This is a genomic window from Deltaproteobacteria bacterium (assembly GCA_017302835.1).
In the GTDB taxonomy this organism is placed as follows: Bacteria; Bdellovibrionota; Bdellovibrionia; order Bdellovibrionales; family Bdellovibrionaceae; genus UBA2316.
On record JAFLCC010000006.1, the window covers coordinates 54,473 to 68,839 of the forward strand.

Annotated in this window: 6 protein-coding genes; 1 reads left to right on the plus strand and 5 read right to left on the minus strand. The window is 34.3% G+C overall.

Annotated elements, in window-relative coordinates:
- Positions 1-78: 78 nt before the first annotated feature.
- The 3 genes from J0M15_08260 to J0M15_08270 form a co-directional block, all read right to left on the minus strand.
- On the minus strand, positions 79-1,413 hold the full coding sequence (locus tag J0M15_08260) for a glycoside hydrolase family 1 protein (GenBank protein MBN8537032.1): 1,335 nt from the start codon (positions 1,411-1,413) through the stop codon (positions 79-81).
- A complete protein-coding gene (locus J0M15_08265; protein ID MBN8537033.1) occupies positions 1,319-2,674 on the minus strand; it encodes a neutral/alkaline non-lysosomal ceramidase N-terminal domain-containing protein in 1,356 nt (451 codons plus the stop codon). The genes J0M15_08260 and J0M15_08265 overlap by 95 nt, the downstream gene beginning before the upstream one ends.
- Before the next feature lie 145 nt (positions 2,675-2,819).
- Positions 2,820-6,434, minus strand: coding sequence for a hypothetical protein (locus J0M15_08270; protein MBN8537034.1), 3,615 nt, complete (start codon positions 6,432-6,434; stop codon positions 2,820-2,822).
- 616 nt (positions 6,435-7,050) lie between these two features.
- Between J0M15_08270 and J0M15_08275 the strand changes: the two genes are divergently transcribed.
- Positions 7,051-10,668 (plus strand): hypothetical protein, encoded by a 3,618-nt coding sequence (locus J0M15_08275; protein MBN8537035.1) that lies wholly within the window; start codon positions 7,051-7,053, stop codon positions 10,666-10,668.
- Between the two features lies 1 nt (position 10,669).
- Here the strand turns inward: J0M15_08275 and J0M15_08280 are convergent, their stop codons facing one another.
- Together J0M15_08280 and J0M15_08285 are read right to left on the minus strand one after the other, a co-directional pair.
- Positions 10,670-11,875, minus strand: coding sequence for a hypothetical protein (locus tag J0M15_08280; GenBank protein MBN8537036.1), 1,206 nt, complete (start codon positions 11,873-11,875; stop codon positions 10,670-10,672).
- 206 nt (positions 11,876-12,081) lie between these two features.
- The gene (locus J0M15_08285) at positions 12,082-14,307 is read right to left on the minus strand and encodes a glutamine synthetase III (GenBank protein MBN8537037.1); all 2,226 of its coding nucleotides are present in this window, start codon (positions 14,305-14,307) and stop codon (positions 12,082-12,084) included.
- Positions 14,308-14,367: the final 60 nt, after the last annotated feature.

Here is a 14,367-nt window from a genome sequence, read left to right on the forward strand (position 1 = left end):
GAAAGTCTAAATAAAATAACTGGTTGTACGACTAGAAAAGAGTGAGAGCTTGTTGCTTGTCGGGCCCTTAGCTAGGCTTTATTTATTTCTATCCTCGAAAATTGCTTTTTTAAAGGAAGTGGCAACTTCGTAAGGTTTCAGGGATTTATCTTTTTCTGAATAGCTATATAAACCATATTTTTCTTGATATCCAGAAGACCATTCAAAATTATCAACCAAACTCCAATAAAAATATCCAATGAGATTTACTTCTGTTCTCATTTTATTGACTATTTTAATGTGAGAAGCAAAATAGTCGTTTTTAATTTTTCCAATTCCATCAGGCCATCCATTTTCAGTAAGTAACAACGGTTTATGGTATTTCGAGGCAAGGGAACGAATGATATTTTCAAGTCCGTTGGGGTCGATAACTCTTGGATTGTTAAACGGTGAGGCATTTAAACTGTAATAATAATTAAATCCCAAAATATCTATATGATCTTGGATAAGATCCAAGTGTTTAAAATTAAATTCATTTCCTAATTTATAGAAATAACCAAAAATATCCCACCAAGTTTTTTTCCAATGAATCATATTTTGAATAGAAATTACTTTTATCTTTGGAGCAAGCTCCTTAATTATTTTCGAGGAAACAATAAATGCGTTGGCAGCTTCGTCTATGTAGGTTCGATAAAGAGAAAGAGAGTGCTTTTCTCCTGGAGGAAAAATTCCCAGAAAAAAACCTGCTAGACCTTGAGCATTGGGCTCATTTTGTGGAGCTATGTATTCGACATCATCCATAAACGCATTTACAATTAATCTTACAAACTTGGGCCATCTTTCTTTAATTTTAGGATTCATCCAGCCAAAGCTATTTGAATTATCGATGGGGTAGCCCCAGCTGGGGAAGGTCCAATGCCACAAACAAATAATGGGAGTGATGTGGTTTTTTTTTAGTTCAGTCACTATTTTTTTGTAATGTTCGAGAGCTTTTTTATTGTAAACTCCAGGTGAAGGCTCGATTCGAGCCCATTCAATTCCAAATCGATAATGACTCACTCCTAGCTCTTTGATTTTTTCAATATCTCGTTGGTATTCTGTATAGCTAAACACCCCATTTTTTTTAGGGTACTTTAGTTTTCCTAAATCATAAAAAACATCCCAATCTGTTTTAAAATAAAATTCATTGTCGCTTTCAAGAGCCACATCTTCTGTTTGATACGGAGAAGTCGAGACTCCCCACCAGAAAGTTTCTGTAGCCGCACTTTTTGAGCTAAAACTCATAATTAAACCGATAAATAGAATCAATTGAAAAAATTTTAAATTATAATAATACAACCTACTGAATTGATCTGAATTTTTGAATGGAACTATAAACACCAGATAGAAAATTTTCTCCATAACTTGAGCCATAAAACGAATTGCAAGATTCATATCCACCCCTTTGAAATTCTTTTTGGGTTAGAATATAACCATAATATGAGTTTGCCAAGGTGAAGAGAATTGGGTTGCTTAAATTATTTTCGAGGCTCTTGCTTTCAATTAATTTTCCAATTTCAGTAATGGGTTCTCCTGGAATTAAGTAAAAATGTAAGTTGTTCCATTTCATTATAGATAGTTCCATGGGTTTGTTAAGGTCTGGAGGCATGGAAACATTAAAAAATAGTTTTGAAATCCATTGAAATTTTTTCGGTAAGACAAATTCAAGACAGTGTGAAAGATTCACATTTGCCTTTGGTAAATCTATTTTGAAAGTTTGATGAGATATAGTTTTTAGCTCTGAACTATCTGTTTGGTTCCACTTGGAAATTACCTGTCCAACAATATTCTCGACGAGAGTTTCCATTAAGACAAAATCGCCGGCGGAATCTAATTCAAAATATTTATATTTATCTAGTTTAGGCCCGATATCCCCAGCCGCACCGGAGATAAACATAAAGGGGTGTTGAAATGATTTTTGGAGTTTAACTTCTAATAAATTAGGTAAATCACCACTTAAGTATAAATTTTTAGGACCTAAAACTGTTCCATGTATTGGAAAATTAAATAAAGATACAATTTTTTTATTATCATTATCCAAAAACGTAATGAGATTTGCTTTAGGATTAAGAAACAAGCTCCTTCTTCTATTATATGTAACATCATCAATAGCAATTTGTTGAAAACTCATTTTTGCTTTCTTAAGATTGGATATAGCTTGAGTGGAGCTATCAATAATGGAATTTAAAAATAAATCAAATATTTGATTGTTAAATTTATCTATAGCTAAGTGTTGCCATAGCTCAAATTTAGAAAAACCTCCAGGACCCGAATGTGTATGAGTAGCGATTAAATATAAATTAATTTTTTCCTTAAATTTGCTTTGAATGAGAGTTTCTGCCTGTTTTCTCATTTCGGGGTCAATGGCAATCACATCTATAGTGGCTATCAAGATAATTTGGGAATGATTTTTTAAGGCTATAACTTTGGTTCTTGGTAAGTTTGAAAATCCAACAGATGATTTAAAATAAGACGCATAGGGACTATCAAAATTTCTAAAGACTCTCCTGGGTAAATATCCAGCCAAGGAGGTCCCTTCCGGAATCAAAATTTTCTCTTCTGAAAAACCAACCTCAGATTGAGTATGAGAGTTTAACGAATACAATCCTAAAAAAAAGAACAAAACAATGGATAAGTACTTTCTTTGATGATTCATTTTAAAATGATCACATAAAAAAAAAACTTGTCACTAAAAAAATAGAGTTTTAAATCTAAAAATTGAGTCTAGTTTGGTAAAGTAAACAAACTAGACTATCTTAAAAATTCTTCGAGTGGTTTCCAATAGGCTTTGGTCTGTATTCCTATTTTGCCATCTTATAGAATGTACCGCAGCTTCTTGCATTAGAAGTTGTTGTTGATAGTTTTAATTGAGGTTGTAAATCCCTTACATTGATTTTAAATTCCCGTTCAAACTGTTTCTTTAATTCATCAGACCTGAGCACTCCGCTAATTGATTTTGAATTATTACCTAGGTCTTTTAGCCAAGACTGTCTTATATAAAGATCTAACAATTCCATTCTTCCGCTTCTGTTTAGAGCGTCAATAATCTCAAATGGAATCGGTCTATTAATTTGTGCAGTTAAGGTAGCGCCTTGTCCCGTTTGAATTATATCTTTAAAAAATCCAGAAATTGAACTTTTGTTTAACAACTTAGGTGATTTGGTATAGGACACGGGAACAATATTAACTTGATATCCCTCAGCCATTAGCTTTTTTATCAGCTCATTTGAAAATTTCGGATTAATGGTTCTCGTCTCTCGGAATCCTTTAGAGGCGCTTCCTTCTGGATAAATGACAACATTTCTTACGAAACCTTTTTTGAGTTCATTAACAACATTGTCTATTGGGGTGCTTGATTCTTGTCCCAAATTAATTATGTTTCCGTTCTCTAACACTTTTCTAGAAACAAATTTATTCAACGAGCTTTGCTCAGCACCAAGGACTAATAAATGATTAGGCAAATTTAAAGAGCTTAACAGCATGGCGTCATGGATTGGGTGGCTTTGATTAGGTGTGAAGATATTAATGACCTTAGCATTTTTTTGGACGCTTTCAGCTACCACATCTAATATGTGTTTATTTCTTAAATCGATTTTAAACTTAAACACTTTAGCAAATTTTTGAAAAAGGCTCTCAGAAGAAGCAAGTAATGAGTTTTTTGAATTTTTGTCGGTTTCCGAAGGGAAAATTATTTTAAAAAGCACCTTCAATGCCTCAGGGGAGAGCTTTATCATTGAATTCAAGAAGCCTAAAAATCTTTTAGATTTTGCAAATATCCTCTTAAGATAAATATGGTTATTTGCCGCTGTGCTAGTTTCTTCTTGATAAGAAGAAATGAAATACTTTGCAGTTCTAAAATAGTTTTTATAGAAGTCACTAGCTAGCATATTTTCATCGAAGGATCTATCCTTGCTGAATAATTTATAAAAACTCTCAAATTGTCCTTCCAGTGTTTCATAGGTCTCATAAATGGATGCACTCTTATTTTTTGGAAGTCTTAGCTTAAAATCGTTGAGTAGGACTCGAATTGTTGATTGGGTTGCGATAACAAGGTAAGTCATTTCCTGTCTGGTAAAATTATCAATTGAGGCTTGGTACTCAGTTTGTAAATTTTCCCAGGTTTTAAATCCTTTATATAAGGCCAAAGCGTTTTCTCGATGTGCAAGATCGGGAAAGGTTTCATTAGTTATGTTATTATTGATAACATGAGACAATTCGTCAGCTGTGTATTCCTTAGAAACTATTTGCAATTTATCTTCAAACTCATTTAGTTGATATCCTAACTTATCAGTTTCTTCTTTAAGAGAATCTAATTTTTGCTCCAGCTTGCCAAAATAGTCAGTTGTTTGATTCAAAAACGCTTGATCTCTTTTCATATTCTCAGCATCTCTTGCTTTTGAAACCTCATTGAGAATATCAAGATAAGCTTTAGGATCAGAAGTTCCAACATCGATTCTCTTTCCCACTTCTTGTTCTAATTTGGATGTATAATCCGAATCAAAAATAGACGAGATCAAACCTCTAAGTTTTAAAGGGGAAATAGGAAAACCTGCGGATTTCATTTCACTTTTAGAACTTCGGGCACGAGAATATAATATAACTTCAGAAGTATGTTGCTTACTTTCTTCGAAATAATCCTTGTACTCAGTAAAAACATCTAATGGAATAGCTACTGGAAAACTAGAAATGTCATTATAGCCAGCTTTTTCAAGAGCTTCTTTTATCAAAGTTGCAGAGTTAAACTTTAAAGTACTGTACTCAACTTCACCCTTTTCAAATTTCTGATTTACATTTGAAAAATAGCTCAGCATCGATTGTTGTTGTTCCGGGGTAATTCCATTGATTCTGATTGAGAGATTGTCTACAGCATAGGAAGAACCGATACCATCAGTATGAATTAAACCCCTTTTCTTTGCATCGACTCCATAAAGATAATCATTAAGAGATATTGAATGAACGATCTCCTTGTCTATTCCTTTCTTTGCGTTTTTATTAAGAATAAACACCTTTTCACCTATTCTGAGTGCTAGCTGTCCGAAAGGGTTACTATTATCAGAAAACCTTTTGCCGTCTTTTGATTTCCCATAGCTTAAGAAAAGCTCAACATCGGCTGGAGAATCTTTTGACAGCCGAGCCAGAGTGTCTGCAGACCCTTTGACATTAGTACCACCTTCGATACCAAAATCTTTTGGAAAATAATTAGACATCACAGGAGTGCCAAGAGCAAAGCTCGTAATTGCCTTTAAATTAAAAGCCGCCCTAAATTCTTTCTGTTTATCCAATAAGGATTGTTGTAAATTCGGATCATAAAGAAGCGCATGAACATCGGTACCAATTTCACTTTGCTCTTTCCTAACGATGGCTAAGCCGATCTTTTCAAATAACTCTGCGTTTTTTCTTTCATGTCCTCCGTAGACATCTAATAAGACAATAGGTTTATTAATTGCAAAACCTTCAGTTGGAGACAAACCGCCGCTCTTGGTAATGTACACATCAGATGATTTAATCATATTCATCATGACATCATTCTCTACGAATCCATCAACAATTCGAAGATCCATGTTTTTAGGGAGAGATGGTTTAAGAGCCGTTAAATCAACAAAGTGTTGTTTGTTTTTTGAACAATAAACGACCATTTGAATAGGCTCTTTAATTTTCTCAGAAATGCTTTTGACAATAGTTGGGAAGTCACCAACACCTTCACCACCGCTAGCAAGAACAATTGTTTTGATTTCAGGATTCAAGTTCTGAGACCTTAGGAATTCAATTCGATCAACAGGCTCAAAGGCCATTGGATTTATGGGTAGGCCTGTTGTGGTCACTTTTGAATTGTCGACACCTCTATCCGCCCATCGCTCTGTTAGAGCCTCGAGTCCAAGAAAGGTATGTTCTATTTCTCTCGAAATTCGAGGGAAGTAACCTTCAAAATAATCAGTATGAAGCCAACCAATGGGAGTTTCTTGTAACTGTCCTTGTTGTCTGAGTTTAATTAAGGTTTCAGCTGACCCGTAATGAGTAGCAATAATATGGGTCGGTTTTTTTGACTGTAAGTATGAAAGCACATCCTTTTCAGAATATCCGTTTTTTATGTGTTCAAGAAACTTGTGATCCTTATTTGTTCTATCCATCCGATCTAAAAACATTTTATTGAATCGGTCTGGCATCTTTTTAACCACAAACCAGAACAATTTTTCGTCTAATATATTTCTCCAATTGGGCATAAAGTCTCTAATATTTTTTAACTCGACAATGGCATTTGGATCTTCAGCCTTTATATTTTTTTCAATGGCTTTTGCTGCACTAATGTGTCCCATACCAATTGACGAATAAAAGATGACAATATTTTTTTGTTCTGAAAACGCCAAAGAATTCGAGAATAGGAATAGAATAAACAGTAGGTTTTTAAATGATTTCATAATGACCTCATTGGTGTGGATACCGTTGCAAAGTTGTTGGGATTAATTTCCCATGAATTCCAACTGACGGATTCTTCGTATAGAATATAAAGTAAAGTTTTACGTTTTTCACCTGTAGAGATTTGAACATTTAAGCAATAAACGTCACTTGCTGAAAAGCTCTCGTGTTTTCAGTGATTTAATTTTGATTTTTTCGAAGAAAATATTTTTTTTCTCTGTTTTTTTGCTTTATGTACTTGTTGGGTTTACTTACCTTGATAAAATCTTAATAGATCGACTTTTTCCACCTTCTTTCCACAATAGTCTTGTCAAGGATCCAAATGGGATTACAACGCCATTCTTGTTATAGCCAAGCATGATCCTCATGCCACAACCTTGGAAAATAAAAATTAAATCGCTGAAAACACGAGAGCTTTTCAGCAAGTGACGTTTATTGCTTAAATGTTCAAATCTCTACAGGTGAAAAACGTAAAACTTTACTTTATATTCTATACGAAGAATCCGTCAGTTGGAATTCATGGGAAATTAATCCCAACAATTTTGCAGCGGTATTAATTCATGGGAAAATTAGCCCAACAACTTTGCATCGGTATCATTTAATGATTGGAAAGTTTTTATGAATAATTTTAGTTTTATTGGACTGTTTGAAAAAATGGCCAAATTTATTTTATGTATCTTAAGTCAACTGGTGTTAGTTGATAAAATCATTTTATTTGCGCTAATCACTTCAAACTCAATTGCTTTACTGGCTGAAACAAAGTTAGTACCAAAAAAGATTGTCATTCTTTATAGTTCTTTTGGGTCAGGAAATTTAAATGCTGCAAATTTGATAGAAGTGTCAATTAAAGAAAAAGATCCAACTGTCATCACTATTAAGAAAGACATACTTGAGTTTTCAAAACAAAAGGCAAAAAATCAATTTTTGTCTAATTTACTTGGTAGTCGTTTTGCTTTTGATAAATTGATGGAGGAAGGTAGACAATTAAATGATTTTGCCTTGATGCCTTCCTCTCTTGACAAACAAGCATTTAGAAATTGGATTAATCTAGAGGGGCCAACTTCCATAGTTGCAACTCATTTCGGAGGTGCAGAACTACTTTCCTCGTTAAGAGCAGAGGGCTTATTAAAGACAACTTCAATTTCATGGTTACATACAGATTATTTTACAGGTTACCTTCCTAGAGTTGCAAGTAGTCTGGATAGAACTTTTGTAGGATCAAATTTTTTAAGGCAATCTTTTACATCCTCCGGGGCAGACAATAGCAAAATATTTACTTCTGGAATTCCTTTAAATTCAGAGGCATTTTTAGATTTTGATAAAAATAAATTTTTAGTTTCGGAAGGTTTAAACACCAATCTTAGAACAATTCTTATCTCAACTAATCAATCTGGAGAAGGTGAATTTTCAAAAATAATCAAGTCAATTTACGAACAGTTTTCTGACTCCATACAGATTGTTGCCGTTTGTGGAAGTAGTCAAAAAAATCTGAAGGATTTATTAGAACTAAAATCAAAATTTGGTGACAAACTTAATCTTAAAATACTAGGACTTATTCCGAATTCAGAACTGATGAAGTATATAAAATCATCTGACTATTATATAACTAAAAGTGGTGGATTTTCTGCTAGCGAAGCTTTCATCATGGGTAAACCAACTATTCTACTAAATCATAATGCTGGTTATGAAAATGAAAATGCTTCGAATTTTGAAAAAGAAAAATTAGCGATAGTAAATAACAGTATTGATGATATTGGAGTTCAATTAAAAGAACTTTCTGATAATAATGAACTCTTAGAAGAAATGAGATTGGCGCAAACTGCATTTAGAAATTCCTATAATATTGATCAAATATCTGAATTCGCTTTGAAACCCAAAAAAAACAATCACTTGGATAGACTTTTTGTGTTAGGCATTGAGGGTGGAGTTAAGGCTGAAGGAACTGTTGAGATGATTTCTAAATTAGATAAAATCAGTCCTTCAGATGTTGAAATAGTGTTAAGTTATCCTCAATCATTTAGAGGAAAATATATTGATGGGCCAGGGTCTAACCCATTTGGGCATTTAGCAGTTAGAGTGGAAGATAAACTTTATACTGCAAATCATATAGCCCGACCAGAAACAGAATCAGAATTAATGTACACCACTTCTCTTGATAATTATTTATATGGAATTGATCGAGAAAACATCAATGGTGAGCATACTTCTTCCTTTGGATTGTCCTATGGACGAGATAGTATTTCATTGCGAGTTTCTGGTTTACCTCAAGAAAAAGTTCAGGCTATGCACAAGGAAGCTCAAAAAATTAATCAAGATTATTTAGCCGGTAAAGTGAGTTGGATTGATAAAAAAAGTAATTGTGCAAATTTTGTAGCTCAAATTCTTATAGCAGGAGGTTTAAGCCCTAAGGATCTAGAAAAGTCACTAGGAAAAAGGATTGCCATGCCTCTCGATGTATTTGATGCCTATCTTCAGAGCATTCAATCTGATACCTCATTAAGATCTGAGCTTGTTTCTTATACTCGTGTTGCAAACTCCCAAAATATGTATAAAACGGCTCGATTTCCTCTCTCAATTTATAAGATTAAAAGATCCTTAGTGAATTATTTTTCAAAGGGAACTGATGAAATTGAAAAAAGAGTTTCTAAAAGAGTCACTTTTTATCCAGGTAGTATCAATGCTCATCTAGAAGATTTAAATTCTGAACTTAGTTATTTTAAAAGGGAAGGAAGCTCGAGTTCAGTCCTCGATTTAAATGAATTAGCAAGCATTGAAATGGATTTGGAAAAATCTTATGAAAAATTGAAGTCTCAAAATTTAAACTATGTTCACCTTGAAAAAATTCTCATGGAAGACTTGGCCAAACTAAATGACGAAACTAAATTAGCCATTTTTTCAGGAAAGCTAGGAAGTATGCCTGATAGCATTGAAAAAGCTAAAGCCAATATCTTGTTGAAAAAAATTAAAGAATTAGATTCTATTCAACAAACTTATCAAAATGAATATGATAATTTAGTAAAGTCAGAATTGGATTATTTTTTAAGGGAAATATACATAACCGTCGAAGATTATCATTTAAGAATGGTCAAAGGAAGAAGTGATAAAACGGCTTCCCGATTGAACGCTAAGTTCAAAGAAATCAAAGAAGACTATGTAAAATATCTAGGTTTTAGAAAAAATTATGGAGGTCCAAAGGATGGGCCAACGAGAACATCAGTTACCAGAATATTTTTTGATCATAGTAAGGAGTATTTTGATATTGTTGAAAATCGCAAAGGTCCTTCAGAATACATGGAATCTGGATTGTTAAAAAAACTTAAAATGAAAGCTAAATATTTTGGTTCTATAGTGAGAATCTTATTTAAAATGATTCCCCAGTTTACTAAGGTTATTTTTAATGTTTATGCAAAACCTATTTCCCCAGCAGGAACTTCACCTGTTTCTGAAAACATACATAAAACATTAGCTAATCTAAGTGATGAGTTGGGAATTCAAATTGAAGTATTAAATAAAGAAAAAATTCCGAAAGTGACTTCATTAGGAGAAGACAAGATTGTCAATATAATTACGCCGACTCATCGTGATTCTACTTTGGATGCTTTTGTGATGTCAAAACTAGGGCTTGAAAAAGCCTTGCTTGTAATGGCCCCTGATCAGTTTTTGCCGAAAATCTTGGCGAACAAAGTCGATAAGGTTGATTCGATTATCGGAGTTGGAAGGGGGGCCAATTTGCCAATTCTTAAAATAAGTGAACAGCTCGCTCGTTCTAAATCAAATACAATAATTTTATATCCTGAGGGGTCAATTAATGCTGGATTGGAAGAGCTCAGGCCTCCAAGAGAAAAATTTTCCTATGGGCTAATCAAAAAATTAATATCAGAAGGCTACAAAGTGAATATCATTCCTATAACCTATCATGGTACGGCAAAATTCGCTCATGAAGGAAGAAATGCAAATCCGCTCCAATATCTAGATAAAAACGTGAGGCTTAAAGCTATCGTTCATAACCCTATCAACTATGAAGTTGTAGAAATGATGATGAACAATTTTGATCCCCAGAGCGTTGCAAGAATGATTCGTGGACGTTGGATTGAGGAACTTGGCATTTCAAATATTTCAACTCATGGGCTTGTAAAAGTAAAAGAAGCCATTAAAAGGTTAAATAATTTGGGAATTCCTGTAAAGAGCGAAACAAAAAAAGTTCCAACGTATTGTCTCAAATTTTATGGGGCCTAGTTTAAAAAAGCGAAGTTGAGATTAATTTGGATTGATCATTCAAGTAGTCTTTATATTTTTTTAAGAAGGTATGGTAGTTGTCATCACTGTTGGAATTTTTAGTTAGCGACATCTCTTTCTCTACGGTATCAAGAGCAGAGTCATACTCAAATCGAGCAAGTTTAACCTGATTCAATGGATTGTTTTTCGGAGTTTCATTTAAGTAAGTATCAAATCTTTTTTTAGAGCTAAACCAATTCCAAGTGATATCTAAAAATGTAATTTTCAAATCTCCATTGAATAGTTGATTTGGCTTTATTAAGTCCCTTTTTTCGATTTCAAAAAAAGGTTGAATTGGCAGCCAATTCATTTCATTGAAAACTTCTAAAAGTTGAGGATTTTTAAAAATTTTCTTTGGTTCCGAGAGCTTAATTTTATATCCACTCACTTGATCAACGGCAGCTAAAAACTCATTACCTGGAATAGAGATATTAAAAAGTTTTCGATAGAACGGCACTCGAACGTCGATGGGACTTTCGAACCCAATTTCAGATAGGGTATTGTGGACAAGATGAGCGCAATTATCATTAAAAAAATCATAGTTAAAAGTTTCATGATTTTCTATTATTTTTTTATTTTGCTTATTTAAAAAACCGATAACTCGGTTTAACACTAAGTTATTAATAGGAATTTTAGCACACCAGGTTTCTCTTCCAAAATTCATTGCCGAATCGTAACCTAGAACAGTTTTTGCGAAATCAAGTTTGCTGTTTAATGTTTTTTCATATTTTGTTTGATGAAATTCTACTCCTTTAAATGGAGATGAGTTTGCCATTTTTTCGAAAGTGAGTTTAAAATTTTCATCATTCAAAGTTTGATTTGGCGACAAGTGGCCATTAAAAATTTTTTCAAATCCCTCAGTGGCTAGCCAGTTAACATTTTTTATAAATGGATTTACACTCACTAGGACGTGCTGATTTTGATTTTGTTTTTTATCGCATTCCTTTAGTTGCGGAAAGGCGTAGTTAGGATCTAAGCAAGCTCCCTTTATTAAAAGAGCGATATGTCCTGAGGGGAGTTCTGTGGGGGCGCCAACTCGATTGACCTGTGTTGCTAAACAAACCCCAATATATTTCGAGTTAATTTTTTCGAAAAATGTAAATGGATAAGCTGAAACCGAGAACATAAAAAAAACAAAAAAGAAAAACATTTTATTAAGCTTCTTCATATGTAACTCTAAGTCTGAATATAAACCTTATCCGCTATGCTCTGGCTATATTATTACGCATTTTTTGTTTTGAGTCAAAAACCATTCGATAAGAGGGTAGGCCAGTATGGATTTGGGGAATGATCCACAAGATCTGTTATGAAAATCTTTCCAAAGTACCTGATTTTCATAACAGACGGAATGAGTTAAAATACTAAGACATCATACTAAGACAAGGAATTCGTGAATAACATTTCTCTGTACTTTGGTAAAGGCCAGAAGTCATCAGAGACCAATCTTTCCGCAGCATCACAAGCGTCTCTCAACTTAAAGCTCAATGGTTGAACTTCAGAAGCTAAACGCTTCATTTTAGCGGTTTCGTCATGACCTTCTCTGACAGAATCAGTAAGTCTGATCAATTCATCCTGCAAAGACAAAATAGAATCAAAAACTTGTTCTAACTTGTTGGTTCTAGATTGATGATGCTTCTTCAAAGAAGTTAAGTTCAATGACTGCTGAGTATGAGCCAATGCGGTGATCTGTTTTTCAACAGATGGGATTACCAAAGTTTGAACCATTTCAAGAAGCGTATCGATTTCAATATCAATGGTTTTCACATATCGTTCCACACTGATATGATAACGGCTCATAATTTCTTCTGTGGATAAAACATTTGTTTTGGTTAAAAAGCTAGAGGCTTTTTCATCTTTAAAAACTTCGAGTGCTTCAGCTGTTGAATTTAATATAGGCAGACCACGTCGTTTAGCTTCTTCTTTCCATTCTTGAGAATAACCATTTCCATCAAATCGAACTTTATTAGACTCTTTTAAATACTGACGAGTTAACTCCATCACAGCTTCGTCTCGAGATCCCTTAGTTTTTAGTAAAGTCTTTAACTTTTCAGTGGCTTCTCTGAAAGTATGAGAGACAGCTGAGTTTAAAATCGTCATGGGAATTGAAACGATGGCAGAAGATCCTACGGCTCGGAATTCAAATTTATTTCCAGTAAACGCAAATGGAGACGTCCTATTTCTATCCGTATAATCCTTAGAAATATTTGGAATTTTACCAACGCCCAAGTCAATAATTTGTTGGTCTGTGGCCTGTGCTGATTTGCCTTGTTCAATTTCAGTACAAATTTTTTCTAACATGCTTCCCAAAAACACAGAGATAATAGCCGGAGGGGCTTCATTGGCGCCCAATCTGTGATCATTTCCGGGAGAGGCGATAGAAGCTCTTAGCAGAGCGGCATGGTCGTGGACTGCTTTTAAAACAACAGATAATACAGTTAAAAATCTGAGGTTTTGGTGAGGTGTTGTTCCGGGTTCTAAAAGGTTCTCGCCTTTATCATTTGAAAGACTCCAGTTGTTATGTTTTCCGCTTCCGTTAATTCCAGCAAAAGGTTTTTCATGAAGCAAACAAACAAAATTATGTTTTAAAGCCACTCGTTTTAAAACATCCATAGAGAGGGTATTGTGATCGGCAGAAATATTTACATCTTCAAAAATAGGAGCTAATTCAAACTGACTTGGAGCCACTTCATTGTGTCTTGTTTTTGCTGGTATTCCTAATTTAAATAATTCAAACTCAACGTCCTGCATGTATTTTTGAACTCGTGAAGGGATTGAACCAAAATAATGGTCTTCAAGTTGTTGACCTCTTGGAGAAGAAGCACCTAGGAGAGTTCGGCCTGTCATGATAAGATCAGGACGTAAAGAGACAAAATTTCGATCTACAAGGAAATATTCTTGTTCTGCGCCCAAGGTGGCATTGATTCGCTTCACATCCACATCGCCAATCAGTTTTAAAAACTCACAAGCTTCGTGACTTAAAGATTCTAAAGATCTTAGAAGAGGGGTTTTGCAATCAAGAGCTTGGCCATGATAACCAAAAAACACCGTAGGGATGCAAAGTGTTTTGCCACCTTCGTCTTCAACAATAAAGATAGGTGAAGAAGGGTCCCAAGTCGTGTAACCACGGGCTTCAAAGGTAGATCTCATCCCGCCAGAAGGAAAGCTAGAGGCATCAGGCTCACCTTGAATTAATTGTCCTTCAGTAAAGCGTTCGATAACTCGTAATTCAGAGTGGTAAGAGGTTTGAATCGTAATGAAGGCATCATGTTTTTCAGCGGTTAAACCCGTCATCGGTTGAAACCAGTGACAAAAGTGAGTAACCCCTTTGGCAACAGCCCATTCTTTAACCGCAGAAGCAATGGATTCGGCTGTTTCTTTAGGAAGTTTTTTTCCATGCTCAAGGGTTTTAAGTAAGTTCTGATAGGCATCTTTAGGGAGTTTTTCACGCATTTGCGCTAATCCAAAGGTCATCGAACCAAAAAACTCAGAAACGGGACTAGTGGAAGAAATGGGTCGTTCAACATTGATTCTAGGAAAGTTGAGGGCTGAAATCAAAGCTTGTGAACGTGGACTGGCGTTGGTTGAATTAACCGAAGACATGAATACTCCTTTTGTGTTCTGTAAGAACAAAAAATCTCTTACAAAGGTTTAAGTTATGAA

Bases quoted from the DNA above. Each gene is read 5' to 3' on its own strand.
- J0M15_08260 (MBN8537032.1), bottom strand. From the start codon at position 1,413: ATGAATCTTGCAATTCGTTTTATGGCTCAAGTTATGGAGAAAATTTTC.
- J0M15_08265 (MBN8537033.1), bottom strand. From the start codon at position 2,674: ATGAATCATCAAAGAAAGTACTTATCCATTGTTTTGTTCTTTTTTTTA.
- J0M15_08270 (MBN8537034.1), bottom strand. From the start codon at position 6,434: ATGAAATCATTTAAAAACCTACTGTTTATTCTATTCCTATTCTCGAAT.
- J0M15_08275 (MBN8537035.1), top strand. From the start codon at position 7,051: ATGAATAATTTTAGTTTTATTGGACTGTTTGAAAAAATGGCCAAATTT.
- J0M15_08280 (MBN8537036.1), bottom strand. From the start codon at position 11,875: ATGAAGAAGCTTAATAAAATGTTTTTCTTTTTTGTTTTTTTTATGTTC.
- J0M15_08285 (MBN8537037.1), bottom strand. From the start codon at position 14,307: ATGTCTTCGGTTAATTCAACCAACGCCAGTCCACGTTCACAAGCTTTG.